Origin of the sequence: Achromobacter spanius (assembly GCF_003994415.1) — a bacterium.
In the GTDB taxonomy this organism is placed as follows: Bacteria; Pseudomonadota; Gammaproteobacteria; order Burkholderiales; family Burkholderiaceae_B; genus Achromobacter; species Achromobacter spanius_C.
Map to the genome: position 1 here is coordinate 4,918,894 of NZ_CP034689.1, position 26,840 is coordinate 4,945,733.

The 26,840-nt window shown below is 62.8% G+C and carries 27 protein-coding genes and 1 pseudogene; 15 read left to right on the forward strand and 13 right to left on the reverse strand.

The annotated features are described in order from the left end of the window. Positions 1-4: 4 nt before the first annotated feature. Positions 5-1,153 (reverse strand): sterol desaturase family protein, encoded by a 1,149-nt coding sequence (locus ELS24_RS22495; RefSeq protein ID WP_050448433.1) that lies wholly within the window; start codon positions 1,151-1,153, stop codon positions 5-7. 252 nt (positions 1,154-1,405) lie between these two features. Here ELS24_RS22495 and ELS24_RS22500 point away from each other — a divergent pair, with 252 nt between their 5' ends. Continuing rightward, complete coding sequence (locus ELS24_RS22500; protein ID WP_050448397.1) at positions 1,406-1,630, forward strand: YdcH family protein; 225 nt, start codon at positions 1,406-1,408, stop codon at positions 1,628-1,630. A 27-nt stretch (positions 1,631-1,657) separates the two neighbouring features. Here ELS24_RS22500 and ELS24_RS22505 read toward each other — a convergent pair whose 3' ends face one another. The 3 genes and pseudogenes from ELS24_RS22505 to ELS24_RS22515 all read right to left on the reverse strand — a co-directional run bounded on the left by ELS24_RS22505 (position 1,658) and on the right by ELS24_RS22515 (position 4,888). Next, positions 1,658-2,644, reverse strand: a complete 987-nt coding sequence (locus ELS24_RS22505) for a Bug family tripartite tricarboxylate transporter substrate binding protein (protein ID WP_164741287.1) — start codon at positions 2,642-2,644, stop codon at positions 1,658-1,660. Positions 2,645-2,674: 30 nt separating this feature from the next. Further along, positions 2,675-3,900, reverse strand: a pseudogene (locus tag ELS24_RS22510) (CaiB/BaiF CoA transferase family protein). Positions 3,901-3,931: 31 nt separating this feature from the next. After that, positions 3,932-4,888 (reverse strand): hydroxymethylglutaryl-CoA lyase, encoded by a 957-nt coding sequence (locus ELS24_RS22515; protein WP_127185432.1) that lies wholly within the window; start codon positions 4,886-4,888, stop codon positions 3,932-3,934. Positions 4,889-5,018: 130 nt separating this feature from the next. Here ELS24_RS22515 and ELS24_RS22520 point away from each other — a divergent pair, with 130 nt between their 5' ends. From ELS24_RS22520 to ELS24_RS22535, 4 genes are all read left to right on the forward strand, one after another. Beyond that, positions 5,019-5,927, forward strand: coding sequence for a LysR family transcriptional regulator (locus tag ELS24_RS22520; protein WP_127185433.1), 909 nt, complete (start codon positions 5,019-5,021; stop codon positions 5,925-5,927). A gap of 118 nt (positions 5,928-6,045) precedes the next feature. Then, complete coding sequence (locus ELS24_RS22525; RefSeq protein WP_127185434.1) at positions 6,046-6,648, forward strand: LysE/ArgO family amino acid transporter; 603 nt, start codon at positions 6,046-6,048, stop codon at positions 6,646-6,648. Positions 6,649-6,752: 104 nt separating this feature from the next. Continuing rightward, positions 6,753-7,661, forward strand: a complete 909-nt coding sequence (locus ELS24_RS22530) for a DNA/RNA non-specific endonuclease (protein WP_083447469.1) — start codon at positions 6,753-6,755, stop codon at positions 7,659-7,661. Positions 7,662-7,798: 137 nt separating this feature from the next. Further along, complete coding sequence (locus ELS24_RS22535) at positions 7,799-8,368, forward strand: DUF4142 domain-containing protein (protein WP_127185435.1); 570 nt, start codon at positions 7,799-7,801, stop codon at positions 8,366-8,368. Between the two features lie 53 nt (positions 8,369-8,421). On the opposite strand, the gene ELS24_RS22540 is transcribed toward ELS24_RS22535, so the two are convergent. Further along, positions 8,422-9,393 (reverse strand): LysR substrate-binding domain-containing protein, encoded by a 972-nt coding sequence (locus ELS24_RS22540; protein WP_127185436.1) that lies wholly within the window; start codon positions 9,391-9,393, stop codon positions 8,422-8,424. Between the two features lie 111 nt (positions 9,394-9,504). Between ELS24_RS22540 and ELS24_RS22545 the strand changes: the two genes are divergently transcribed. Further along, positions 9,505-10,398: an MBL fold metallo-hydrolase gene (locus tag ELS24_RS22545; protein ID WP_127185437.1), complete on the forward strand. Its 894-nt coding sequence runs from the start codon at positions 9,505-9,507 to the stop codon at positions 10,396-10,398. A 96-nt stretch (positions 10,399-10,494) separates the two neighbouring features. Beyond that, positions 10,495-11,544 (forward strand): Bug family tripartite tricarboxylate transporter substrate binding protein, encoded by a 1,050-nt coding sequence (locus ELS24_RS22550; RefSeq protein ID WP_230694585.1) that lies wholly within the window; start codon positions 10,495-10,497, stop codon positions 11,542-11,544. Positions 11,545-11,563: 19 nt separating this feature from the next. Here ELS24_RS22550 and ELS24_RS22555 read toward each other — a convergent pair whose 3' ends face one another. From ELS24_RS22555 to ELS24_RS22575, 5 genes are all read right to left on the reverse strand, one after another. Beyond that, on the reverse strand, positions 11,564-12,358 hold the full coding sequence (locus ELS24_RS22555; RefSeq protein ID WP_127185438.1) for a 2-keto-4-pentenoate hydratase: 795 nt from the start codon (positions 12,356-12,358) through the stop codon (positions 11,564-11,566). A 12-nt stretch (positions 12,359-12,370) separates the two neighbouring features. Beyond that, positions 12,371-13,390, reverse strand: a complete 1,020-nt coding sequence (locus ELS24_RS22560) for a zinc-binding alcohol dehydrogenase family protein (protein WP_127185439.1) — start codon at positions 13,388-13,390, stop codon at positions 12,371-12,373. A gap of 59 nt (positions 13,391-13,449) precedes the next feature. Continuing rightward, a complete protein-coding gene (locus tag ELS24_RS22565; RefSeq protein WP_127185440.1) occupies positions 13,450-14,286 on the reverse strand; it encodes a PhzF family phenazine biosynthesis protein in 837 nt (278 codons plus the stop codon). A 50-nt stretch (positions 14,287-14,336) separates the two neighbouring features. After that, complete coding sequence (locus tag ELS24_RS22570; RefSeq protein WP_050448409.1) at positions 14,337-14,690, reverse strand: RidA family protein; 354 nt, start codon at positions 14,688-14,690, stop codon at positions 14,337-14,339. A 122-nt stretch (positions 14,691-14,812) separates the two neighbouring features. Continuing rightward, positions 14,813-15,946, reverse strand: coding sequence for a LysR family transcriptional regulator (locus tag ELS24_RS22575; protein WP_240669366.1), 1,134 nt, complete (start codon positions 15,944-15,946; stop codon positions 14,813-14,815). An 11-nt stretch (positions 15,947-15,957) separates the two neighbouring features. Between ELS24_RS22575 and ELS24_RS22580 the strand changes: the two genes are divergently transcribed. The 7 genes from ELS24_RS22580 (at position 15,958) to ELS24_RS22610 (ending at position 22,929) form a co-directional block, all read left to right on the forward strand. Further along, complete coding sequence (locus ELS24_RS22580) at positions 15,958-16,449, forward strand: DUF305 domain-containing protein (protein ID WP_127185441.1); 492 nt, start codon at positions 15,958-15,960, stop codon at positions 16,447-16,449. Between the two features lie 21 nt (positions 16,450-16,470). Further along, on the forward strand, positions 16,471-16,692 hold the full coding sequence (locus tag ELS24_RS22585) for a hypothetical protein (RefSeq protein ID WP_127185442.1): 222 nt from the start codon (positions 16,471-16,473) through the stop codon (positions 16,690-16,692). Between the two features lie 220 nt (positions 16,693-16,912). Next, positions 16,913-17,809: a LysR substrate-binding domain-containing protein gene (locus tag ELS24_RS22590; RefSeq protein ID WP_127185443.1), complete on the forward strand. Its 897-nt coding sequence runs from the start codon at positions 16,913-16,915 to the stop codon at positions 17,807-17,809. A 133-nt stretch (positions 17,810-17,942) separates the two neighbouring features. Beyond that, positions 17,943-19,136: a CaiB/BaiF CoA transferase family protein gene (locus ELS24_RS22595; RefSeq protein WP_050448419.1), complete on the forward strand. Its 1,194-nt coding sequence runs from the start codon at positions 17,943-17,945 to the stop codon at positions 19,134-19,136. Next, positions 19,133-20,080 (forward strand): hydroxymethylglutaryl-CoA lyase, encoded by a 948-nt coding sequence (locus tag ELS24_RS22600; protein ID WP_127185444.1) that lies wholly within the window; start codon positions 19,133-19,135, stop codon positions 20,078-20,080. The genes ELS24_RS22595 and ELS24_RS22600 overlap by 4 nt, the downstream gene beginning before the upstream one ends. 84 nt (positions 20,081-20,164) lie before the next feature. Beyond that, a complete protein-coding gene (locus ELS24_RS22605; RefSeq protein ID WP_050448421.1) occupies positions 20,165-21,151 on the forward strand; it encodes a Bug family tripartite tricarboxylate transporter substrate binding protein in 987 nt (328 codons plus the stop codon). A 290-nt stretch (positions 21,152-21,441) separates the two neighbouring features. Continuing rightward, on the forward strand, positions 21,442-22,929 hold the full coding sequence (locus ELS24_RS22610) for a tyrosine-type recombinase/integrase (protein WP_054448037.1): 1,488 nt from the start codon (positions 21,442-21,444) through the stop codon (positions 22,927-22,929). A gap of 51 nt (positions 22,930-22,980) precedes the next feature. Here ELS24_RS22610 and ELS24_RS22615 read toward each other — a convergent pair whose 3' ends face one another. The 3 genes from ELS24_RS22615 to ELS24_RS22625 all read right to left on the reverse strand — a co-directional run bounded on the left by ELS24_RS22615 (position 22,981) and on the right by ELS24_RS22625 (position 25,883). Continuing rightward, a complete protein-coding gene (locus tag ELS24_RS22615; protein ID WP_054460692.1) occupies positions 22,981-23,520 on the reverse strand; it encodes a JAB domain-containing protein in 540 nt (179 codons plus the stop codon). A 444-nt stretch (positions 23,521-23,964) separates the two neighbouring features. Further along, the gene (locus ELS24_RS22620) at positions 23,965-25,110 is read right to left on the reverse strand and encodes an MBL fold metallo-hydrolase (RefSeq protein ID WP_197286504.1); all 1,146 of its coding nucleotides are present in this window, start codon (positions 25,108-25,110) and stop codon (positions 23,965-23,967) included. A 47-nt stretch (positions 25,111-25,157) separates the two neighbouring features. Continuing rightward, positions 25,158-25,883 (reverse strand): RibD family protein, encoded by a 726-nt coding sequence (locus ELS24_RS22625; RefSeq protein ID WP_054428365.1) that lies wholly within the window; start codon positions 25,881-25,883, stop codon positions 25,158-25,160. 221 nt (positions 25,884-26,104) lie between these two features. Between ELS24_RS22625 and ELS24_RS22630 the strand changes: the two genes are divergently transcribed. Next, entirely contained in the window at positions 26,105-26,743 is a 639-nt protein-coding gene (locus ELS24_RS22630; RefSeq protein ID WP_081397570.1) for a LysR family transcriptional regulator, read from the forward strand. Positions 26,744-26,840 lie beyond the last annotated feature (97 nt).

Genomic DNA, 26,840 nt, shown 5'->3' on the forward strand with positions numbered 1-26,840 from the left:
CCCTCTAGCGCTTGCGCGCGAAGGGATACGCCTGCTGCGCCAGGAACGTGCCCGGCATGTCGTTGTCCAGGATGCCGTAGTTCTCGGGCAAGCGCTTGCCCACGCCGCGCACGGCGGTGCCAAAGGCGTAATCGATGAACGAGAAGTGCGCGGCGTAGTTCTTGTCGATGGCTTCGGTGTCTGACGAGTGATGCCAGTGATGGAAATCCGGCGTCACGATGATGTAGCGCAGCCAGCCCCACGGCAGCTTCACGTTGGAATGGATCAACACGGCCTGGAACCCGACGATGATGATGTAGGCGTCCAGCACCGCCTTTGAAAACCCCAGCACGAACAGCACGCCCAACACCGCCACGCGGGTGATCAGCAGTTCAACGATGTGCAGGCGCGAACCGGCCAGCCAGTCCAGCGTGCGCGTGCTGTGGTGCACCGCGTGAAAGCGCCACATGAACGGCACCTCGTGATAGACGCGATGCGCCGCGTACTGAGCCAGGTCCGCCACCAGCACCGCCACGAACAGTTCCAGCAAATACGGCATCGACTGAATGGCGGCCTGCAAGGGTTCATACGCCGCCCACGAAAACAGCCGGTGGATGAAAAAATTGATGCACAGCAGCACCGCGCCCACCGACAGGTGGTTGAACAGGAAGTGCTTCATGTCCACCTGCCATTCGCCGCGAAACACGGGCTGCCCGGGATACAGCGGTGTCAACTTCTCGAAAATGATGAAGACCATGCTGGACGCCAGCAGATCCAGAATGAACCAGTCCAGGCCCAGGTACGGGTGGTTGCCGGTGTTGGACGCGGTCACCACCACCTGGCTGCCGCCTGCCGCCACCGCGCAGCACACCAGCGCGAAGGCCGAGATGTTCAGCCAGCGCTGACGCCCCAGCACGGTATTGGCAAGCGCAATGGAACCCGACACCAGCAACGCGGAAAACAGCAGCGTGCGCATCGCTTCCACGGAGTAGAAGGCGCGCAGTTCGGGGGTGGTGAGATAGGCGGGGAAGTGAAAAGCCAGCACGCCCAGCACGGCCAGAATGGCCAGGAACAGGGCAATCACGCCGCTGATCATGCCGGTACCCGGGTGGATGCGCCCGTCCTTGCGGAAAAGCTCAAAAACTTGCCGAACACCGGACGCGCGCTGTTTCATGTCTGCGATATGACTGACCACGGGGGCCAGAGTGTATCCCCGCCTTGACCTCGCCATGTAATCAAACGTGAATATCAACGACAAATTCAGCGCCCGTTCGTATCGCCCTTGTTCGCGCGCAACCCGCTTGCCCCGCCCTGGCAGGGGGCGGGTTGACAATGAACAGTCGTTGGCGTGTCATGAGGACGCCGACGCTCGCCGCGCTTGGCGCGTGCCGGTCCCCGTCAACGGGTTACCAAGAGAGAGGCCCTAATGTTCCCTGAATATCGCCAACTCATTACGCAGCTGAAATCCGAGAACGCGCATTTCTCGGCCCTGTTCCAGCGTCACAACGACCTGGACCAGGAAATCCAAAATATGGAGGACGGCAAGGTGCCGTCCTCAAGCGCCCACATCGAGGTGCTGAAAAAAGAAAAACTGCTGCTCAAGGACAAGCTCTACGGCTTGCTACGCGCAGCCGACCAGAACACTGGCTGAGCGCCTGCCCGACAGCGGCAGCCCGCCCTACATCAGCTCCAGGCCCGCCCCCCGCACCACGACCGCGTACCTCGCCATTTCAGAACGAAAGTGCGCCGCCGTCTGTTCGGGGGGCATCAGCAAAATGCGGTTATTCTGCGCCGCCATGGCCTGCTTGACCTCGGGTGAGTTGAACGCCCGACCCAATGCATCGTAGATGCGGCGCACATCGGCCGCCGGCAAGTTGGCCGGCCCTGCCGCGGCGAACCAACCACCGATCTCGTAATTCGTCAGCCCTTGCTCGCGCGCCGTGGGCAAATCAGGCAAGGCTGCCATCCGCTCGGCGCCGCAGGCCGCCAGCGCTTTGAGCCCGCCGCTCTTGATCTGCGGCAGCACCGAAGGCAGCGACAAGACGCCGAAATCCACCTGCCCGCTTATCAGGTCCGTCATCATGGGGCCCACGCCTTTATAGGGAATGTGTCGCGCTTTGACCCCCGCCTGCTGCACAAACATCTCGGCGGCCAGATGCAGGATGGTGCCGTTGCCCGACGAGGCGTAGTTATAGCGGCCGGGTTCGCGCGACAGCAATGCGGTCAGCTCCTTGAGGTTGCCCGCCGCGATCTGCTTCGGGTTGGCCACGATGAGGAACGGCGTCATGCCCACCATGCTGATCGGCGTGATGTCAGCCAGCGGGTCGAATGGCAAAGACTTATAGACGCTGGGAAAAATCACATGATTGTTCGACAGCATGCTTAGCGTGTAGCCGTCCGGCGCTGACCGCACCAACGCGGACGTGCCCACGATGCCGCCCGCGCCCGGCTGGTTTTCGACCACGACCGTATGGCCCAGCGCGGCGGACAGCGCCGGGCCGGCCGACCGCGTGATCGTGTCCACGCCCGACCCCACCCCCACGGGCAGGATGAATTTGATGGGCCGGTCCGACTGCGCCCTGCCCAGGGCTGGCGCGCCCAACATCGCCACGCCCAGCGCTCCCAGTACTTGTCGGCGGCTCCACCCCGCGCGTTGATTGCTCATGTTTGTCTCCTGTTGGTTTTTTGTTTCCCATCACGCTACCGTGCCCTGCTCCCGCAGCGCCGCAATCTGCGTTGCGTCATAACCCAGGTCCGCCAGCACGGCGTCCGTGTCCACGCCCAAGGTCGGCGGGTGCAGCCGCACCCCCAACCGGTGTCCGTCCATCATCAATGGGAACAACGCCGCGCCCGCGGTCTGGCCGGCGCGTTCGCCGTCGGGCAGCCGGATGTCGGCCAGCCCACCCGTGGCGCGCAGATGCGGGTCGTCGTAAAGCGCTTCGGGCTTCACGATAGGCGCGAACGGCAAGCCGATGCGCTCGAATACGCTGGAGAGTTCCGCCGCGCTATAGCCGGCCAAACGCGCACGCAGATCGGCCAACAAGGTGGGGCGCAGACGCACCCGGTCATTGTTCGTGGCCATGGCCGGATCGCGCTTCAAGTCATCGAATCCGAAGGCGTCGCAGAAGGTCGCCCATTGCGCATCGCTGACGGCCGCCAGGAAGATCTGCTCGCCGTCCTTCACGGTGAACACGTCGTACAGCGCCCAGGCGGAAACACGATCGGGCATCGGCGCGGACGGCTGGCCGGTGATGGCGTACTGCAGCATGTGCTGCCCCACCAGGAAGACGTTGTTCTCGAACAGGGCCGACTGCACTTCCTGCCCCCTGCCCGTAATACCCCGCTGGATCAGCGCGGCCATGGCGCCGATGGCGCCGAACATGCCGCCCATGATGTCGTTGACGCTGGTGCCCGCTCGCACCGGGTCGCCCGGCCGGCCGGTCATGTAGGCCAGCCCGCCCATCATTTGCACGACTTCATCCAGGGCGGTGCGCATCTCGTAGGGCCGGGCAGAAAGCCCTTGTGGCTGACGTAGATCAGCCGGGGGTTGTCTTGCGACAGCGAGGCGTAGTCCAGCCCGTACTTCGCCATCGTGCCGGGGCGAAAGTTCTCGGCCACCACGTCGGCGCTGGCCGCCAGCTTGCGCGCGGCGGCGGCGCCTTCGGGGCTTTGGATATCCAGCGCAATGCTCTTCTTGTTGCGGTTGAACATCGGGAAGAAGCCCGCGCCCACGCCCAGCAGATGCCGGGTGCGATCCCCCCGCACCGGTTCCACCTTGATGACTTCGGCACCCAGGTCCGCCAGCACCATGCCGCAGGTCGGGCCCATCACCATGTGCGTGAACTCGACCACGCGCAAGCCGGCCAGCGGCAATGCACGGGGAGACGGGGGCGTAGCAGTATCTTGAATCGGTTGTGGCATGAGGAAGCTCGAAAGAAGTTGGCGGACGCAATCAGGCAGCCGCGCCGGATAGGGAATGGAACGTCTTGGGCAGGCCGGCCTGCCACAGCGCGCCGTGCAAGGGCTGGTCCGGCAGCCAGACGCCAACCTTCTGGCGCAGCGCCAGCAGTCGGCTGATGTCCACGCCGGTGGTGATGCCCATGCTCTCCAGCATGAACACCAGGTCTTCCGTGCTGACATTGCCGCTGGCGCCGGGAGCATGCGGGCAGCCGCCGATGCCCGCCAGGCAAGCGTCAAAACGCGACACGCCCGTTTCCAATGCGGCCAGCACATTGGCCAGCCCCAAGCCCCGCGTGTCATGAAAGTGCGCACAGCACAGGCGATCGCCCGCCAGGCGGCGCGCCTCGTCAAAAAGCCGCCGCACCGCCACGGGGTCGGCATAGCCGACCGTATCGGCCAGGCTGACACGGTCGGCGCCCGCATCCAGCAAGGCCTGCATCAGCCGCAATACTTCCTGCGGCGGGACATGGCCCTGCAAGGTGCAGCCGAATGCCGTGCCCACCCCGCCTTCGATCAGCATCGACGACCCGGCCGCATCGCGCGCGGCGCGCATCTGGCCCACCATCGCCACCACCTCATCCGGGGTCTTGCGCAGGTTGGCCAGGCTATGGGCATGGCTGGCCGACAAGGGCACCAGCATCAGGTCCGCGCCGCTGGCCAGCGCGCGTTCGGCGCCTTTCAAGTTGGGCACCAAGACCGACACCGTTAATCCGTCCAGGCGTTTGGCGTGGGCCACCAAGGTCTCGGTATCCGCCAACTGCGGCAGCAGGCGGGCGGGCACGAACGACCCCACTTCAATCTCGCGCTGGCCGGCGGCGTAGGCGGCGTCGATCCATTCAAGCTTGGTTTGCGTGGGCATGACGACAGGCAAACTCTGCAAGCCGTCGCGCAGCCCCACTTCGCGCACCGTGGCGCGGTTCGGAAAACAGGAGGACGGGGCGATCGGCATGGCAGCGGCGTTATCCAGTAAGGCTTCATCAAGCAATCAAGCCAGTTTAGATATTCTCGATTCACGCACAAGCGGTATTCTGGAACGACTAATATTCCATTTTGGAACTTCTTGAAAAGGCGGCACCGCCATGCGTGACCTGGACATCACCACCCTGCGCCTGTTCATCTCCGTTTGTGAAACCGGCAACATCGCCCGCGCCGGCCAACGCGCCAACATCGTCGGCTCGGCCATCAGCAAACGGCTGGCGCAGTTGGAAGACACCGTGGGCGCCAAGCTGTTGACGCGCAAGCGCCGGGGCGTCGAACCCACCGAGGCCGGCGAAACCCTGTTGGAACACGCACGCGCGATATTGGCCAGTTCGCAACGCATCGAACGCGACATGTCGGCCTACGCCAGCGGCGTGAAGGGGCAGGTGCGCATCCTGGCCACCGCGTCCGTTTTGGCGGAATCCCTGGCCGAAGACATCGCGGCATTTCTGCAAGCCGCCCCGCACCGCAACATCCGCGTGGACATGGAAGAGCGCGTCAGCCAGGACGTCGTGCGTGAGGTCAAGGGCGGCATCGCCAGCCTGGGTATCTGCTGGGACGCGGCCGACTTTCACGGGCTGGACACCCGGCCATATCGGGGCGACCGCCTGGCTGTCGTCACCGCGCCCGATCATCCGCTGGCCGAGCGCGACGCGGTCTGGTTCGACGAGGCCTTGGACTACGAGCATGTGAACATGCCCGCGGCGGGCGCGGTCCTGCGCATGTTGCAAACCGCGGCCAACCAAAGCGGCAAGTCTCTACGCCACCGCGTCACCGTCAGCAATTTCGACTCTGCCTTCCGCGTGGTGCTGGCGGGCTTGGCAATCAGCGTGGCGCCCATCGAGGTGGCCACGCCCTATGCCCTGGCCCATGGCCTGCGCGTACTGCCCCTGCATGACCCCTGGAGCCACCGCCGCTTCGCCATCTGCATGCGCGACGTGCACGCGCTGTCGGCGGCGGCCAGCCTGTTGCTGGAGCATCTGGTCGCGGCGGGCCGGGCGTCGGCGTGACACCTGGCCACCACGTTGTTTAGACGAACTAACGTTGATTTAGCTTATTTAGTTTTTCTAATCCTCTGCCAGCGGCTAGTCTGTCGCCCTTTCCATAAGGGTTGCCACGAGAGTTGCCATGACGACCGCATTCATTCCCGGGTTCCTGCTCGGTCTTAGCCTGATCGTCGCCATCGGCGCGCAAAACGCCTTCGTCCTGCGACAGGGCTTGCGCCAGGAATACGTGTTCGCGGTATGCCTGACCTGCGCCGTCTCCGACGCGATCCTGATCGGGGTGGGCGTGGCGGGCTTCGGGCTGGCGGCCGACACCCTGCCCTGGCTGGAACCCGCCATGCGATACGGCGGCGCGTTGTTCCTCTTCGTCTACGCCGCACGCAGCGTGCGCACAGCCCTGCGCGCGCAGCACGACAGCCTGGCGCCCTCCACCCGGCAGACCACAGGGCTTGCCGCCACGCTGGCCGCCTGCCTGGCGTTCACCTGGCTCAACCCGCATGTGTACCTGGACACCGTGGTGCTGCTGGGGTCGATCTCCAGCCAGTACGACGGCGCCAAAACCGCCTTCGCGCTAGGGGCCATGTGCGCGTCGTTCACGTTTTTCTTCACGCTGGGCTATGGCGCCCGCCTGCTCCGCCCGCTGTTTGCAAACCCCAACGCCTGGCGGCTGCTGGATGGCTGCGTGGGCGTAGTGATGTTTGCGATCGGCTTGAAACTGGTGTTGTGACGAACTGTAGTTGAGACGGCTGGGCTTGCGGTCGCCCGCAGTCAGTCATCTACAATTCGGCGACGCTGGCCCTACGATGGCCCAGCCCGCAACACACAGGTAGCATGACGCGCGCGAAGAAAACAGCTTCAAAAAGAAAACGCCCGGTAGCTCGGGGCAATACAAAATCGGCCGGCCGCGCCTATCGGTTCTTCAGGGCGCTTCTGGTTTCGTCACTGGCCAGCTTCGGCGCCACCACCTACGTCTTGAAGCCGCAATGGCCCGTGCAGTTCTCGCCGGACGCCATCCTGGCGCGCCTGGGGTGGCCGCCCCAGGAAGAGTTTGCCCCAGCGGCCATCCCTTCAGGGGCGTTGACCCACACCCGCTTCGCCGATTGCCCGCAGTTTTTCCCATCGGGCAAGCTGCCCGTCGTGCCCTCGGCCCCCGCGCTGCGCGAGCTGTGCTTTTCCGCTTTTGCCGTCCTGCACAACGGCCAGACCAAAACACCGGTATTTGTCGCCGAGCGTCTGAACCGCAAGCTCCTCACGCAGGCGCAGGGCCTGGAGCGCACCGACAAGTTCTACGCCGAAGCGCGCCTGCCCAGTGCCGAACGCGCCACCCTGGACGACTACAAGGGTTCCGGCTATTCGCGCGGCCACATGGCGCCCGCGGGCGATATGTATTCGCGAGACGCCATGGCGCAGAGCTTTTCGCTTGCCAACATGGTGCCGCAAAATCAGACGCAGAACGCTGGCCCCTGGAGCCGCATCGAGCAGGACACGCGCAAGTACGTCATGCGCGCGTCAGGCGATGTGTACGTCTACACCGGCCCCTACTACGCCAGCAAGCCGGCATCCATCGGCTTTGGCGTTGCGGTGCCCAGCCACGTCTACAAGGTGGTGTACGACGCCACCACGCGGCGCTCTTGGGTGCATTGGCAGGCCAACAATGCCAGCGCGAAAGAAAGCGCCCCGATCAGCTACGAGGAATTCGTCCGCCGCACGGGGATGCAGTTGCTGCCGTCCGCGCCCTAGCGGCTTGCCAAACAAAAAGGTTTGCGCACGCCCGGTGCGGTGGGCATGCGGCTTGCTCCGCAAACTGGCGACGCCTGCAAGGCTTGCCCGGAATGACCGGCCGCCGTCTGCCTGCGGGTGCCACCCAGGAGATCAGCATGAACCAGCCCCTATTGAACGCCACCCTTTGCATTGCCTTTGCGCTGGGCGCGCCAGGCAACGCATTTGCCCAGCCCACCTCCGCTCCTGGCGCTGCGGACTCTTCCGCCGCGATCACCAAATTGAATAGCGAAGACCGCGGCTTTCTGACCAAAGCCGCGGAATCCGGCTACCTGGAAATCGCCGCAGGCAAGCTTGCCCTGGAAAAGTCCCGCGACACGCAAGTCAAGCAATTCGCCCAGAAGGTGATCGACGACCACACCGCACTGGGACGGCAACTACAGCACCTGGCCAAACAAAAGGGATACGAAACGCCCACGCAGCCATCGCTGGTGCAAAGCGCCCGGTTGAAAGCGCTGGAACTACGCGGCGACGGCTTTGACGAGGCCTATGTCGACGAGATCGCCGTAGCGGCGCACGAGGACGCCATTGAACTGTTTGAGGAAGTGGCCAAGCGGGCCACGGACGATGACCTGAAGCGCTTCGCCGCCGACACGCTGCCTATGTTGAAGCGCCACCTGGACATGGGCCACGCGCTGCGCAAAGCCGATAAAAACACCGCGAAGTAAGCACGGGCCGCCATGCGCGATCCCGGCCACCCGGCAAGCGTCTGGGAGCTCACTCATTTTCCCCTGCCGTCGCTTTGATCCAGCGCCGCCGCCTCAGCCCGGACCGCCTGCAGGAATACGTGCAGCGAGGGCGAGATTTCGGCGTCACTGCGCGTCACTACCCCCACCGGCGGCAGCGTCCATCCGGGCTGGAACTTCAAGATCGCCAGCACGCCCAGCCGGGCGTAATGCAGCGCGACCCCGCGCGGCATGGCCGCCAGCACGTCGGAATGTCGCAGCAGTACCTCGTTGGCAAGCAGGCTGACGGATTCCACCACCGGATCCATCAACGACAGATTCTGCTCGGCGAAGTAGGCGTCGATGCGTTCACGTAGTGGCGCCTGCGGTGGCGGCAGAATCCAGGACTGGCGCGCCAAGGTCGCCGCGTTCACACGCGACGAGCGCACCAGCGGATGCCCGACCCGCGCCACGATATGGATGGGTTCGTCGTACAAAACTTCGGTTTGGAACGTGGCCTGGCCCTTGCCCACCATCAGCCGTCCAATCACGCAATCCAGCTCGCCCCGCGCCAAGCTGTTGAGCAAGGCGTCGTATGACCCTTCCTGCAGCATGACCGTTACGCCCGCGGACTGCTCGCGCAGTTGCGTCAGCGCGCGTGGAATAAGCACCGGCAGCACCGCCTGCAATACACCGACCCGCACGCGCCCCGAGGCGCCGCGCGTCATCGCATCAAGTTCGCTGCGCGCGCCGTCCAGGTCGGCCAGCAGGACGGCTGCCTTGTGAACCAGCGCCTGGCCATAGACCGTGGGCGAGATGCCACGGCGAGATCGGATGAACAAGGGCACGCCAAACGTCGTCTCAAGTTCTACCAGCAGCTTGCTGGCTGCCGGCTGGGTCATGCCCAACTGCGTGGCGGCCTTATGAACACTGCGTGTGACGTCCAGGGCCAGCAACAGATCCAGATGGCGAACGCGCAAGCGCGAACGGATTTGGCGGATGGTCGGAATGCGGGGTTCGGTAGCCATTTCAGTGATTCCAATTGGTTTTCACTAGATCATGAATTTTGATTATTCCCGAATTACCCGCTGCCTACACTGACTATTCCATCACCAGCGCCTGGCGCAGAGGGCAATCCCATGAAGATCACGATGTTGGGGACGGGGGCGGCGTTGCCCGATCCGGACCGCGGCCAATCGGCCATCTTGCTGACGCTGAACAACGGCAAGCATTACTTGTTCGACTGTGGCGAAGGCGCCACCCGCCAAATGGTGCGCGCCAATGTGAATCCGGCCGATGTCGGGTTCGTGTTCCTGACCCATTTGCACCACGACCACATCTGCGACTACCCGTACTTCGTGATCTCCAGCTGGATGTTGAACAAAACGGGCAGCCCCCTGCTGCTGGGTCCGCGCGGCACCCAGAAATTCGTCGATCACTTATTTGAGAACGGCGCCTTTCATGCGGATTTCCAGGCACGCAGCTCGTATCCCGTGCGCCAGGCAAATATTGAAGCGGTGCGCCCCATCGTGCGCGAGGTAGCGCCGGGCGTGGTGTTCGAGGACGACGACGTGCGCATCAGCGTGGATTGGGTCGAACACATCCCGCGTGACATCTGCGAGTGCTTTGGCGTGCGCATCGAGGCCGAAGGCAAAGTTGTATCGTTCAGCGGCGACACGGCGCCCTGCCCCGCCATGGTCAAGCTGGCGCGGGATGCCGACCTGTTGATCCACGAATGCACATTCCCCGAATCCTTCATCGCCCATCGCGCCAAGACGGGCGTGGGCACCTACGCCCACACCAGCCCCACCGACCTGGGCAAGATTGCAAGCGAGGCCGGCGTAAAAAGCCTGGTCGCCACCCACTTCGGTCACTTTGATTCCTGCAGCCCCGTGTTGAAACGCGCGGCCGCCAAGCATCTGCCGGTGGAACTGATGGGGCCGCACCTGATGGACGACATCGCCGCCGACATACGCAAGCACTACTCGGGTCCGCTACGCCTGGCACACGACCTGATGCGCATCGATCTGTAGTAGGGGGCGTTCCGCTGGAAGGGGGCTATTCTGACCGCGCGCAGAACGCGGCTTGTCTTACCTCACAACGTCCCGGCGCGGCATAAGGCCGACAGCATGCTGCGCACGGGCGAACTCAAGGGAACAATGATGAACCGCACGCTACCTGGAGTGGGCACTGCGTTGTCCACTGCGCTATCCATCACACTGGCCACGGCCCTGGCGCTGGGCTTGAGTGTCGGCCTTGCCTCCCCTGCCACCGCGCAATACCCCGACCGCCCCGTGCGCATCATTCTGCCCTATGCGCCCGGCGCGGCGGGCGACATCGCGCTGCGCCAACTGCAACCCCGGCTGGAAAAAGAACTGGGACAGCACCTGATCGTCGATTACCGCAGCGGCGCGGGCGGCAACATCGGCGTGCAGGAAGTGGTGCGGGCCAAGCCCGATGGCTACACGCTGGTGCTGGGCGCGGCAAACAACTTCGTGATCAACCAATTCCTGTATCGCAAGCTAGGCTTCGACCCGCTCGCTGACCTGCAACCCATCGCGAAGCTGGCCGACGTGCCCTCGTTCATCTATATCAGCGCCGCCGTGCCCGCCACCACCTTTGCGCAATTCAAACAGTATGCACAGGCCAATGCCGGCAAGTTGAACTATGGGTCACCCGGCTCGGGCACGTCACCACACCTGTCGGCCTTCATGTTGTCGCAAGCCATGCAGGCGCGCATGACACACATTCCGTACCGGGGATCGGCGCCGGGTGTACAGGCGCTGTTGGCTAACGAGGTGCAAATGTACCTGGGCGGCTATAGCGTGGGCGCGGCCTATGCCCCGCAGAACCGAATCCGCGCGCTGGCCGTGGCCGCGCCCGAACGCTTTGCATCCATGCCCGATGTGCCGACCCTGCGCGAAGCCGGTGCGCCCGACGTGGTGTTGAGCAACTGGTGGGGCTTGGCGGCGCCGCGAGGCGTTCCGCCCGAGGTCGTGGACCGTTGGTCGCGAGCTTTGAACACGGTGCTGGCCGACCCGGCGATCCAGAAGGCATTCCTGCAAAACGGCTTCGTGGCACGCACCGGCGATCCCGCTGCGTTCGAACACGAACTGCGGCAGGAAAGCTTGAAGTGGAAAACCATTGTGCAAGAGACCGGGGTTACGTTGGACAACTGAGCCGGATCGCTCGCGCGGGTCAGCCGGGGCCCTGGATCCGGCATGACAGACTGCCGAGCGATCCGTAATCCACCGCCACGACATCGCCCGCGCTGATGTCCATGGGGGCAAGGCACGTCCCCGTTGTCACCACCTGATCCGCGCCGAGCGTTACGCCAAGCCGAGACAGTTCGTTCGCCAGCCAGGTCAGCGCAATGCGGGGGTCGCCCAGCACGTTTTCGCCGATACCTTCCCGCTTGAAAGTCTTGCCCACGCGCCCCAACACGCGATGGCTGGGCAGGTCAATTTCACGCCACATCGCAGGTGCCTCAGGGCCAAGCACGAAGCGGTGCGCGCAGGCATTGTCGGCAATCAGCTGCGGCCCGCCGATGGTGACAAAGTCCTGGTAGCGGGAATCCGGGATTTCGATGGCCAGATGCAGCGCCGATACCGCGTCCATCACTTCCAGGACATCGTACGGACGGGCTCGCGGAGCAAGACTGCGCCCCATGCGAAACGCGAACTCGGCTTCCGCGACGCGCATGCGATCGGCGCCGATGGGCACGGCGTCCCCATCGCCGTAGACCATCTCGCTGAGCAAGCGCCCCGCTATCGGGCCGTCAATACCAATGTGGCGTTGTCCCGCCACGCTGGTGCCCGCAATTTTCCAACCGAACAAGGGCTTTGCGCTGATGGCTTCAATTTGCGCCTGAATCAGGTAGCCCTCTTCCTGGGATGCCGGCCGCAGCGGCGTCGGCAGGCAATCCAATACCGTGCCCGCTTGCCAGTGCTGCACAAGCATCGCGGAAGCGGCTTTGGCGATATCAGTGTCCATGGCGACGTCCTGTCAAAAGCCCGCGAGCGTGATCTTCCCGACCGTGTGGCCGTCTTCAAGCGCCGCGTGCGCCCTGCGCAGGTTTGCGGCGTTGATGGTTCCGTAGGAGGCGACACGCGGCGCAACCAAGGTTTTGTTGTCGATCAAGTCCGCCACGGTGTTCAGGATGTCGTGCTGCCGCTGCATGTCGGCCGTGGCGTGCATGGGGCGTGTGAACATCGCCTCCCAGTGCATCGACACGCTCTTGAACTTCATCAGGCGCAGGTCCAAGGGCTCGGGGTCGTCGATCAGCCCGATACGGCCCTGTGGCGCGATGACCTGCGCCATCTCAGCCCAATTCTTCGGCGTAGTGTGGGTAGAGAAAATTCGTGTGACCGGCGCAAGGGCTTCGATAGCCTCAAGCTGCGCGGGCAAAGGGTGAAAGTGATTGATGACATGGTGGGCGCCCATCGAACGCACCCAGGCTTCGCTCTCGGGCCGGGACGCCGTGGCAATCACCGTGACCTGCGTAAGCTGGCGCGCGATCTGAATGGCCATCGTCGGCACGCCGCCGGCGCCGCCGATCACGAGCAGGCTTTCGCCGGCCCCGCCGTCGGGCGGCAAGGACAGGCGGTCGAACAACATTTCCCAGGCGGTCAGCGAGGTCAGGGGCAGCGCGGCGGCGGTGGCGTGGTCAAGCGTGGCGGGCTTTCTGCCGACGATGCGCTCATCCACCCATTGCAGTTCAGCATTGGCGCCTTGGCGATTCAGGACACCCGCGTAATAGACCTCGTCGCCCGGTTTGAAGAGGCTAGCCTCTGAGCCCACGGCTTCCACGACGCCAGAGGCATCGTAGCCCAGCACCACGGGGGCGCCGTTTGACGGGGCCATGCTCATGCGACTTTTGACGTCGCGCGGATTGACGCTTACGGCATGCACCCGCACCAGCAGATCGCGGCCTTGCGGATGCGCAGGGTCGGCCAATTGCAAATCTTCAAGCGAGCGCTCATCGCTGCTAGGCAAGCCTTTCGTCCAAAAACCCACTGCTTTCATCTGCATTCCTTTTTGTACGCCACACGGGCGCTACGTTAAGTTGATGGCCGCAATGCCATTCAAGGCTGTGTCATCAGCCGGGCATTGCCAGATACGCGGATGCCTTCGCCGCTTGCCGCGCCGATGTCGGCACGAATACGGCAGGGCACGCCCATGTCGTCGCCTTGATCGATACGGATGCTTGCACCATGAGGCCAGCCGATATCACGCAAATAGCCGCCCAGCGCGGCGGCGGCGGCGCCAGTGGCGGGGTCTTCAAACACGCCGCCCAGCGGGAACGGATTGCGCACATGAAAGTGTTGATCTTGTTCGGCGTAGACCAGGCAAAACGTGGTCAGGTTTTCACGGCTGGCCAAGGCTTGGCCTTGCCCGATGTCGTAGTTCATTCGGCGTAGCGCGTCGCGCGACCGCAAAGCCAGAACAAGATGGTTGGCACCGGCATGGGCCAGCGCGGGCGGTATCCGTAGGTCAAGGTCGGCTTGATGCAACTTGAAGAGCGCCAGAGCCTCATCAAGCAAGGGTTGCGGTGCGCCGCCGCTTCGCGTGGGAGGCGACCGAAACGATGCGCTCCACCCCGTCTGCGAGTGCTGTCCGTCAACGGTGATTTCCGCCTGGTTGAGTTGAAGTGCGAAGGTGCCCGAACCCTGTCGTTTCGCCAACGCCGCGCCCAGCGCGATGGTGGCGTGCCCACAAAAGTCCACCTCGACCAGCGGCGAGAAGTAGCGCACCCGCCACCCGTCTTTCAGCGGCGCCGCAAAGACGGTTTCCGAATAGCCGACCTGTTGGGCGACGCGCTGCATGTCATCCGCCGGGGGCAGCGCTTCGCAAATAACAACCCCAGCGGGATTGCCGCCGGACGACTCGGCCGAGAATGCCGCAATGTGCTCAACGTCCATGTCTGTCCTTTGTGTCATGCAACCACGAGCCCCGCCAGACGCATGCCGCTTCAGGCTTGTGCGTGGATGGGTTCGAAGGAAGCGATCAAGTCGATTTCGACCTTTGCGCCGTTGATCGCGAGCTGGGAGACAACCGTCGAACGGGTCGGCCGGTGTTGTCCGAATGCCTTCGCAAAGGCCTGATCGAAGGAAGCGAAGTCCGCTTGCTCCGTGACCCAGGCGCTTGCCTTGACCACGTTTTCCAGCCCCAGCCCATGCTGCGCAAGCACGTCGGCATGGCGCGCCAATATCAACGCCGTTTGCTCGCTGACGTCTCCGTGAATCTCGCCCTTGTCGTCGAATGCCAACTGGCCCGACAGAAACAGCAGGGACCCGGTGCGCAGCGCGGTTGAGAGGTGAGGCATGAATGTTTCCTTTATCGTGGTGTGGTGAATAAAGGAATTTTCACGCGAATGGCCTGTTCGCCGCCATAGCTCCTGGCTGCAGGTCATTGCTGCACCAGATGCAGCAATGACGCATTGCGACGCTAGGTTTGCGCATTGCCGGACCAGGGAACGTGGCGAAACACTTCTGCAATCCAATCGGCAAACGCCTCCGTCCTTGCCGGTGCATAGCGCCGCGTGGGGCGGACCAGATAAATGCCCCCTTCCCGGTCGAACGTCCATGCCGGAAGCACCCGCACCAAGGTGCCCGCCGCCAGGTCGCGGGCGACCAACCACTCTCCGGCGCCGATCACCCCAATACCCGCTCGGGCGGCTTCAAGCAGCGCGACGGGGTCGTTGGTGCGCAGCGTACCGTTTGCACGGATGGTTTCCACTCGCCGGCCATCGGAAAGCCGCCACATCGGAAACGAGTTCAAGCTGGGGTTACCAAGGCAGTTTTGCTTCTGAAGATCCGCCGGTTGCCGAGGCATCCCATGGCGCTGGATGAATTCAGGCGAGGCGGCAAGAATGCGCTCATGGCTTGCCAGCTTTCGGGCAACGAGCTGGCTGTCGGGCAGATGCCCGATCCGGATTGCCGCATCGAATCCGCCCTCGATTAAATCGATGACGGCGTCGCTGTATTGCGCGTCCAGCACCAGCTTCGGGTGCAGGTTCATGAAGGTTGGCAGGCGCGGCGCCAGCCATTGGCGTCCCATCGTCGCCGGCAACGCGATTCTTAGCGTGCCGTGCAATTCACGAGCCTGCTCGGCCGCTTCCAACTGCGCCTCGTCCAGCAGGTCCATGGCAACCTTGAGCTTGTCGGCCAGCCTTTTCCCGGCCTCGGTCAGTTGCACCTGCCGGGTCGTTCGTTCCACCAACCTGACGCCAAGACGAACTTCCAGCGACGCGATTCGTTTGGAGATGATGGTTGGATGGCGGCCCAGCGACCGGCCCGCCGAGGCGAACGAACGCTCGGCGGCCACCGCCAGCAAGGCAGCGATTTCGTCGATGTGGCGACTTTCAATATCGGTCATTCTGAAGGCTTGTAACGAGGAAGGATCTGGCGTGCCCGGTAGGTGATTATCTGGCGATTCGCCCCCACGGAACAAAACTTGCTGCACGGTAGCCAGATCGCCTTTGCCCATATTGCGCAGGGGCCGGCGCAGCACTATGCGCGTACCACGGGAGATCGCCGATGGAAAAACCGTCAAACAAAAGTCAGAAGAGAGGCTACGCACGCTTCGCGCTGATGATCGCCGTCGCAACCGTCATCATGTACGGCTTGATGTACTTGAACGTCTACGCCCTGTCGCATATCTATTTCAGCCAAACACGGCTGTGGATGGCCGTGATCATGGGCGCCGTCATGGCGGTGGTCATGCTGGGGTTCATGCTGTCAATGTATCGCAACCGGCGCATCAACCTGGGCATCGTCATCGGCAGCGTGGCGGCCTTCGCCACCGCATTGTGGCTGGTGCGCAGCCAAGCCACTGTGGACGATATTTCGTACATGCGGGCCATGATCCCCCACCACTCCATTGCGATTCTGACCAGTGAACGCGCGCACATTCGCGACCCGCGCGTTCGCAAACTGGCGGATGGAATCATCCGGGCACAGGTCAAGGAAATAGGCGAAATGGAACAGCTTATCGCCGACCTGGAAAAGAACCCGCAACCCGAAGGCAGCCCGGAACTTCGCGACTACCGAGAACTAGGCCTGCCGGCGCCCAAGCCGGAATAACCCACGCACCAGGAGAGAAAAATGAAAACGCAGATCAGCTATCGCAAACTTGACGGCGGCGTCGGTGTCGCCTTGGTCAATGGCGGCATTTCGGAAATGAGCCAGGCAAAGCGCGAGCTGGCGAACTGGCTGGAATTGCCTGAAGCAGGCGTTCCCGATGGTGGGCAAGAGGACGTGGACGCGCGTCTGCACCAGGGGGGTATCGCACCTGATTCGGTGCAGTTCAACCATATCAGCGAGTAGCCCCCGCTTCGGATGGCGCATGCCGGCGAACCGCAAATACAGGTTTAGGACAAGGTACCTTGGCGTCGCCGCCCGTGCGCTCAGTTTGGACATAGGCAGGTTCATCAGGAAGTTCGTCCAGCGACGACCAAAGGAATTCGGACATAATTATTGCCCTGGCGCCTCGGCGATAACACTCGGCCCGCCGCCCGCCTTGGCATACCCCGCGCCGGATTTTTCCATGAACCTTGCCCGTATCGACCTCGTCACCCTCGCCCTGTTTGTTGCCGTTGCGCGCCAGGGCAGCATCTCGGCTGGCGCGCGCCAGTCGCATCTGGCCGTGGGGGCTGCCAGCAAGCGGATTTCTGACTTAGAGACCGCCTTGGGCACCGCGCTGCTGTACCGCAACGCCGCCGGGGTGGAACTGACCGACGCCGGCCAGGCCTGCCTGGTCCACGCACTGCGCGTATTGCAGGAAGTGGAGCAGATGACGGGTGCGCTGTCGGATTTCGCGCAAGGCGTGCGCGGGCAGGTACGCATCGCCGCCAATACCTCGTCGCTGACGCAGTTTCTACCCGAAGACCTGGCCGCCTTCATGGATGGCCACCCGGCCGTGCGCATCGACCTGGAAGAGCAGAACAGCAGTGACATTGTCACCGCCGTGCTTGAAAACCGCGCCGATATTGGCGTATTCGCCGATCGGACTCTCGCTGACGGCTTGTCGACCTTCCCCTACCGCTTGGATGAACTGGTGGTGATCGTGCCGCAGCGCCACCCCCTGGCCGCCGAGGCGCATGTGGCGTTCGCGGACACCCTGGCCTATGACTATGTGGGCTTGCCGCCGGCCACGTCGCTGGCGACCCGTTTGTCCGACGAGAGCGGTCGCCTGGGCCGGGCCATGCGCTTGCGCATCCAGGTGCGCAGCTTTGACGCGATTTGCCGCATGGTGGCGGCGACCCGTGGCGTGGGCATTCTGCCGCGCATCGCGGCCGAGCCGCATGCGCGGTCGATGCCGATCAAACTCATCCCCCTGACCGACGAATGGGCGCGCCGCTGGCTGCTGCTGGGCGTGCGCGATGCCGACACGCTGACCGTGGGCGCCCGCCTGTTGCTGGCGCATCTGCGCGGCGATCACTAAGGCGATTACCGCTGCGGGTTTGCCCGGGGTTTCTCGTTCTGGGAACCCCCCTTTCCCCGATTGTCCATTCCGCCCTGCGCCGCTTTGCGGGCACACTGCCGCCTATCAATTCAAGTGTCGCCAGGGAGGCGAAATGGCTGGGCAGATTCTTGCTGGCATCCGCGTGCTGGAGCTGGGTCAACTGATAGCAGGGCCGTTCGCCGCCAAGACCCTGGCGGATTTTGGCGCGCAGGTCATCAAGATTGAACCCCCTGGGCAGGGCGACCCGCTACGCAAATGGCGTTTGCTGCACGAAGGCACGTCCGTGTGGTGGGAAGCGCAGTCGCGCAACAAGCAGTCGGTGTGTGTGGACCTGCGCCAGCAGGAAGGCCAGGACATCGTGCGCCTGTTGGCGCAGCAGGCCGACGTGCTGATCGAGAACTTCCGCCCCGGCACCCTGGAAAAATGGGGCTTGTCGTGGGAAGCCCTGCATGCCCTGAACCCGCGCCTGATCATGCTGCGCATCTCGGGCTACGGCCAGACCGGCCCCAAGGCGCGCGAACCGGGCTTTGCCGCCATCGGCGAGGCCATGGCCGGGCTGCGCTACCTGAACGGCGAACCGGGCCGCGCGCCGGTGCGCGCCGGCTTGTCGCTGGGCGACACCATCGCCGGCCTGCATGGCGCGCTGGGCGTGATGATGGCGCTGTACCAGCGCGATGCGCGTGGCGGCGTGGGGCAAGTGATCGACGCGGCGCTCTACGAAAGCCTGTTCAACCTTAGCGAAAGCCTGTTGCCGGAATACTCCGTGTTCGGCGCCGTGCGCGAGCCGGCCGGCGCCGCGTTGCCGGGCATCGCGCCGTCCAACGCTTATCCGTGCCAGGACGGCTACGTGCTCATCGCCGGCAACGGCGATGCCATCTACACCCGATTGATGGCGCGCATCGGCCGCGACGACCTGGGCCAGGACCCGGCCTTGGCGCACAACGACGGCCGCGCGCGCCGCGTTGCCGAGATCGACGCCGCCATCGGCGCCTGGACGCAAACCCGGCTGATCGACGATGTGCTGGCCGCGATGCGTGAAGCCGACGTGCCAGCAGGCCGCATCTATTCAGTGGCGGACATCGCCGCCGACCCGCACTACCGTGCCCGCAACGCCATCACCACCGTGGAATCCGCTGCCGGCGTACCAGTGGAAATGCCGGCCGTCTTTCCATATCTGTCGACCAATCCCGGCGCGGTGCGCGAACGCGCGCCCACCTTGGGCGAACACACCGATGCCGTGCTGGCGCAGGCGGGTTTGTCGGACGAACAACGCAACGCGCTGCGCGCCAAGGGAGTGATTGCATGAACGCCGGCCCCGCCAAAATCGAAATTAACGAAGTCGGCCCCCGCGACGGCCTGCAGATTGAAAAGGCCCTGGTCGCCACCGACGACAAGGTCGCCTTCGTGGACGCCTTGTCCGATTGCGGCTTTGCGCGCATCGAAGTCACCAGTTTCACGTCGCCCAAGGCCATCCCCGCGCTAGCCGACGCGGCCGACGTAATGCGCCGCATCCGCCGCCATCCGGGCGTGGTCTATACCGCGCTGGTACCCAACATCCGCGGGCTGGAACGCGCGCTGGAAGCCGGCACCGACGAAATGAACCTGGTCATGTCGTGCAGCGAGACGCATAACCGCGCCAACCTGCGCATGACGCGCGAGCAGTCGTATGCGGAACTGTCGCAGGTGCTGGCCGCCGCCGCCCGCAGCGACACGCCGTGCAAAGTGTCCCTGTCCACCGCCTTTGGTTGCCCGTTTGACGGCGATGTGGCGACGGATCAGGTGCTGGACCTGGCCGCACGGCTGGCGGAGGCGGGCGCCACCGGCATCACGCTGTGCGACACCACCGGCATGGCGTACCCCACGCAAGTGGCCGCCCTGTGTGAACAGGCATCCACGCGACTGCCTGGCGTAGCGCTGACTGTGCACCTGCACAATACGCGCGGCATGGCGCTGGCCAATGCGATGGCCGCCTGGCAAACCGGCATCACCCGCTTTGACGCAGCGGCCGGCGGCCTGGGCGGATGCCCGTATGCGCCCGGCGCCAGCGGCAACGTCAACACCGAAGAACTGGTGCACATGTTTGCCTGCATGGGCGTGGACACCGGCGTGTCACTGGAACCGTTGCTGGCCATCGTGCGCGGCTTGCCCACGCTGGTGCAGCGCGATCTGAGCAACGCCTTGCTGCAAGCAGGCCCCCGCCTGGCGACCCACGCCGCGCCCGCCTGGCTGGCCGAGAGATTTCCGCAGTAGTACCGATGTAGTGCACGACCGATGTCGTGCTTCGCTTTATCCGTCCGTTTTGACCACACCTATAAAAAACCAAGGAGACATCCCATGGCATTTCCCTGCCTGCCCACCATCCTGCGCGCCGGTATCGCCGCCGCCCTGACCCTCGGCGCCAGCGCCGCCAGCGCCCAAGCCGACTTTCCCAACCGCCCTCTCACGCTGATCGTGTCCGCCGCGCCCGGCGGCACCACCGACATCGCCGCCCGTCTGATCGCCCAGCCTTTGGGCGTGGCGCTTGGTCAGAGCGTCGTCGTTGAGAACAAGCCGGGTGCCTCCGGCGGCATCGCCGCGCAGACGGTCGCCCGCGCCAAGGCCGACGGCTACACGCTGCTGCTGCAATACTCCGGCTTCCAGGTCATCACGCCCCACGTCACACCCTCCGCCGGCTGGGACCCGATCAAGGACTTCGCCCCCGTCGCCAACGTGCTGTCGGCGCCGCAAGTCGTGGTGGTGCGCCCTGACCTGCCCATCAATTCGCTCAAGGAACTGGTGGCCTACGCCAAGGCCAATCCGGGCAAGCTGAACTACGCGTCGTCCGGCAACGGCTCGCTGCAACAGGTGGCCACCGAATTGCTGAATCAGATGGCCGGCACGCAGATCACGCACATCCCCTACAAGGGCACCGGCCCCGCGCTGAACGACCTGCTGGGCGGCGCGGTGGACATGACCATCACCACGCCCCCGCCGCTGCTGGGCCAGATCGCCGCCGGCAAGCTGCGCGCGCTGGCCGTCACCGGCAACACCCGCCTGCCGTCCCTGCCCAACGTGCCCACCGCCGCCGAGGCCGGCTATCCCGACCTGATCGTGTCGTCATGGTTCGCCATGTACGCCCCCAAGGACACGCCCGCCCCGGTCGTGGACAAGATCGCCGGCGAAATCCAGAAAATCATGAAGACCGACGCTTTCCGCCAAAAGGCCGCCGAACAAGGCGCCGAAGCCACCTTCATGGGGCCGAAGGAACTGGGTGCGTATACGCAGTCGGAACTGGACCGCTGGGGCAAGGTGGTCAAGGCCGCGAAGATCACGGCTAACTGAGTAAAGGCTTTCTGAAATCAAAAAGGCCGTTAGTGAGAATGCTCACTAACGGCCTTTCATTTTTTGGTCGGGGCGGTGGGATTCGAACTCACGACCCTCTGCTCCCAAATTAGAAACGCACGAACGCCAGCGAACGCCAGCGAACGAATAACCGACTGATTTCTAAGGCTTTCCACGAATTTCCTTGTTCGTCGACGTTCGCTAATGTACGCTGACAGCCGCAAAAATGTTGTCCCATATGTTGTCCCATATGGCGGTTGGAACAGAAGAACGGAGAAATTTGAGGAACTATGACGAGATACCCGAAACGCGGAAAAGGTGCGCGGTGGACCGTCAAGGAACTGGAAGCGGTGCCGGCGGAATGGGCCGGCGATCACCTGGCCGATGGAGACGGCCTGACTGGGGAGATCCGGATCCAGCGCGGCACAATGGCCGTGGTGTGGCGATATGCCTATCGCTTGGGCGACAAGGTCAAGAGATTCTACTGCGGCTCATGGCCGGAGCGCACACTCGACGAGATCCGCACCGCTAGGAACAAAGCGCGAGCGGACATTAAGGCGGGCCGCAATCCGTCAGCCGTTCGCGACTTGGAAAAAGCCCAGGCGCGGGAAGCCGTGGCAGCTGAATCTGCCGCAGTAACCGCCGCTGAAGAGGCGGCCACGACCGACGCCCTTTCGGTCCGAGAGATGTATAAAAGCTGGTTGGAATCGGGAGTAAAGCGGGCCGACGGCAACACCGAAGTGATGCGCATCGTTGAAAAAGACGTGCTTCCCTTGATCGGTGATACTGCCGTGCGATCAATTCGCGAGAAGGATATTGAGCGAGTGATCCGCTCGATCGTTGGCCGCGGTTGCAATCGGCTGGCCGAGGTGACCTTCCAGATACTGGGTCAAATGTTCCATTGGGCAGAGAAGCGCCAACCGTGGCGCAAGCTGCTTTCGGAGGGAAATCCGGTCGAGCTGGTTGAACTGGGGGTGCTCCTAGCAGACGATTACGACCCGGATAACGTCCGCGAACGCGTTCTCCCACCCATTGAGATAGTCGAGCTCCAAACCCGATACCGCGAGTTGGAGGAGCAGTATCTCACTTCAGACGACAAGCGAAAGAGGAAGCCTCCTTCCGAAGCGTTGCAGGCAGTTTCCTGGATCTGCTTGAGCACGCTATGCCGGATAGGTGAATTGCATCTCACTGAAATTGCTCATCTCGATCTCAGAGAGGGCACTTGGTTCATTCCCAAGGCGAACGTCAAAGGCAGAAAATCTCAAAAGCGGGACCACCTGGTTTTTCTTTCACCCTTCGCAATCAAACACTTCGAGACCCTCGTCAGCCTGGCGGGATCATCCCGCTGGCTCCTCCCTTCCCGCGACAATGACGCGGAGGTAGACCAACCGATGTACAAGCAGGCCTTTACTAAGCAAATCAAAGATCGGCAAGCCATGTTCAACGGAAAGTCCAAAGCACGCCGCGCTTCGGACAACTCCCTAGTGCTCGGCAAGGGCCAAAGCGGCAATTGGACGCCTCATGATTTGCGACGAACGGGGTCGACAATCATGGAGTCACTGGGAATCGATCCAAACATCATCGACCGCTGCCAGAATCACGCCATTCACACGGGCAAGAACCGTGTCAGACGCCACTACCAGTTGTACGACTACGCCGACGAGAAGCAAGCAGCATGGGCTAAGCTCGGCGAGTATTTGGAAAGACTGCTTTCGGGAGCGATGGCGCCGGCCGAGCTTCAAAAGCGGCTAACCACCAAGCAGCTACTCGCGGCATAAAAAAGGCCGAAGACCGTTAGGTCTTCGGCTGTTGGACGCATGAGGGCAGGACTAGATCACGCCCATCTTGGACATCGAATGACCGCTACCCGCCGCCACGATCACATGGTCGACCAATGAAACGTTCACCAGCCCCACGGCTTCCTTCAAGCGTCGCGTAACCTCAATATCCGCCCTGCTTGGCTGCGCCGAGCCCGAGGGATGATTGTGCGCAATCAAGATGGAATGCGCGTTATGCCGAATCGCGGCCTTGACGACCTCGCGCGGATACACGCTGGTCTCCGACAGCGTACCTCTAAACATCTCCTCGAAGGCGATCATTCTCAACTGCGCATCAAGGAACATTACGCCGAATACCTCGACGTCTGACAGCGCCAGCCGGGTCACGATATAGTCGATGGCAGCCGATGGCTTAGTCACTGGCAAGCGGCTACCCAGTGCCCCCTCCAATTGCAGCGCCGCCGCACTTAGCAACTCTTCAGGCGTCGCGGCTCGATAGAGGCCGCCCGCCTCACGCACCACCGGTGCGCCTTGGACAACCTTCTGCACGTGCCTTTTGCTTGCCCACACACTACTGAAACTTAGCTGCATTGCTTTCTCCTCCAAAAGCGAGGGTTGCCTATCAACCCATTCACGCTTGGTCGTGAACAGATGGAGGTGCCAAATACTGGCTAGGAGCGGAGGCTCCAATCGGCTTTCATCCCTGCACAATGGGCAATGCACATTCCGTAGAACCCATGGCGACGATTTCCCGCAGCCTTGCATTGACGAGTCGTCTGCGGGACGCCATCGATTGAGGCCTGGGGAACTTCCCGCGTTGCGTCCAGCAACCATCGACCGCGGTCGTAGACAAACCTGCGGTCGAAAAATGCCGATAATACGCAGCCGAGCTCTTGCGCCAAGCCAGGCTCCAGGACGCGCGGTGTGCCGTCGAGTTTAAGCAATCCGCCGACCGCCGCAGAAGTGATTGGTGGCCATGGTGGCCATACCCGAGTGGTAGAGCAGGATTTCTGCTTGTCGCTAAACATAAAGCTCTCAGTCTGCGCATGCCCACCACTCGCTGAAATGCTGTGTCGAGCCATCAAGCCAAACAGGCTCGCCGATCCGCGGCATCAGCAGGCGAAAATCTCGATTCGCACCGGCTGCCGCGATACGTTTGAATGGGTCATCCCAAGGATGGACGCCCATGGCGAAGCGCCCAACGTGAGCAGGCAGCAGCAGCTTGGCACGCAACAACTCTGCGGCATCGGCGGTCTCCTCCGGCGTCATGTGCAGGTAAGCCCAGCGCCTGTCGTACTGGCCGCTGTCCAGAGACACCAGATCGAAGCTCGGGAACTTGGCAGCGATGGCGGCGATGTGGGGGCCGTAACCGCTGTCGCCACCGAACAGTAAACGCTTTCCCGAAGCTTCCAGGACGAATCCAGCCCACAAGGTTTTGTTGCGGGTCAGCAGGCGTCCAGAGAAGTGCCGCGCAGGCACTACATGCACGAGAAAGCCGGCTTCCAAGGCAATGGTGTCGAACCAGTCACCTTCGTGGACCTGGTTGGCGGGGTAGCCCCAGTACCGCAGGTGCGAACCAACGCCAAGCGCCGTGATGACGTTCTTCACCTTGTCCTGCAAGGCCGTCACGCTGGCCCAATCCAGATGGTCCCAATGGTCGTGAGTGATGAGCAGGTAGTCGATGGGAGGCATGTCCTCCGCGGTATAGATGCCAGTGCCTGGAAACGCTCGATTGGAGACGGGCACTGGAGCCGCATAGCTGCTGAAAACCGGATCGATCAACAGTCGCCTGCCACCCAACTGGACGAAGTAGGACGAGTGACCTAGCCAAACCACCGTGTCGCGTTCGATGTCCAGTGCCCTCAAGTCCGTCTTGACAGTGGGGATGGGTTTGTCCGGCCGTCTGCCCTCCGCTTGCGAAAACAGATTCCCCAGCAGCACCGACGTGAAACTGGCGCCCTCGGTGAACATCGGCGTCTCGACAAGGTTCATGAATTCACCATTGACGTAGTTCGGGGATCGCTCGATGCGAGCCAGATCCGCCCCTTCTGGCAACTTCCCGAACTTCGGGTGCTGGAGGTACGCGCACGCGCTGATCGCCAGAGCACTGACCGCGATGAATGCCGCGCGGAGCCATGTGCGCGGCCATGACCTCATTGTGCGAATCGTTGGATTTCTCATCTTGTCGCCTTCCAAGCCCACCCTGTGGTCCACCACAACCCGGGGGACTACGCAACAGCCCGTCTATCGACGGCATAGCGTATCCATACGATGTCGGCAGAAAGGGTTTCAACGGATAGCAGGCGCAGAGTGCGCCCGGCCGCAGGCAATTCATTGGCCGATGCGCCGTGGTACTCGAAAATGCTGGGTATTCCGGCCAGCCCATCGATGCCGGGATACACCAACAAGCTAATCTCATCGATCAGATCGGCTTTGAGGAACGCCCCGTTGATCGTGCCACCTCCCTCCAGGAGCACGGTCTCGATGCCAAATTCATCGCCAAGCGTCGCCATGGCTGAGTGCAGGTCCTGGCCGTCGGCGCCGGCGAAAAGATAGGATACCCCGTCGTTGCGCAGCTCTTCCAGGTACTCGTCCGATACCTGCTTACCCAGTATCGCCACCAGGTGCTCGGCCCCGACATGATCCGTGCCGTAGTTGAGCTTTCCGGAAGGATCGACGGCAACCGCGACGGCGCGTTCCCCGCGATTCCCGATGTAGGTGCTGCGGTCGCATGACGTGTCGAAAGCGCCATGCGAGCGGGCGGTCCCACTGATCATATCGGCCATGGTCTTGCGGCCGACAATCCACCCCTGTCCGTTCAACCGTTGTGCGGCTTCGTCATAGACCGTGAGGATGGTGTTTACCTCCGCTCCTTCGGGAAGTGGGGTCCAGCGATCGGACAGGAGTCTGCCGTCAATGGAGCCGATCATGTGACAGATGATTTTCGGGCGCATGTGCCTTCTCGATTCGACGAATGCAGGACAAGACAGGCATCCATCAATGGTTGATTCCAGCGGCGGGCTTGCGCAAGGGGTACCGCCCCCGGACCTGGAGGGCATGGATTAGCCAAGGCACGCCAGTGCTGCTGAACAGTGAAGTTCTTGATATTGTGGCAAGAGATCAGTAGCGCGATAAGCTGGTAGAATCATAATACGCCCATGAAATAGTTTCATGAATGCCTCGTGACAACTACAGCGGCTTGCTCGCCTTCGTGACCGTCGCCCGTGAAGGCAATTTCACTCGCGCGGCTGCTCGATTGGGTGTCTCTCAGTCGGCGTTGAGCCATAGCATCCGAATGCTAGAAACCAATCTCGGCATTCGACTGCTGACACGGACGACCCGCAATGTCTCGCCTACGGAGGCCGGCGAGCGGCAGTACCAGAACATCTCGACGCAAATGGCCGAGATCGATACCCAAGTCCAGGCATTGAGCGAGTTTCGGGACAAACCCAGCGGAACCATCCGCATCACGGCGATGGACTATGCGATCAAGACAATCCTCTGGCCAAAGCTGCTGAAGTTCCTTCCGAAGTACCCCGACACCAAGGTTGAATTGGTCAGCAACTACACCATGAGCGACATTGCGGCGGATCGCTACGACGCGGGCGTGCGATTCGGCGAGTCACTGGCGCAGGACACGATCGCGGTCAGGGTCGGCCCTGATATGCGTTTCGCCCTTGTGGCGACGAAGGGCTTCCACGCCGGGCTACACCGACCCTGGCTACCCGGTCGAGGGCCGCGTGGTCGCGTAATGGCAACTGCCGATCTTCAGTATCTCAGGATTACAAGATACACCAATGAGCTTTACTCATAGGTGTAATCAGTCTCTGCGTCTAGTGCGCAAGGATGTCCGCACTTAAAGTTATGTTTTCCGTCCAGTGGGAACAGTCACGGTGCTGCATTTGTCCAAT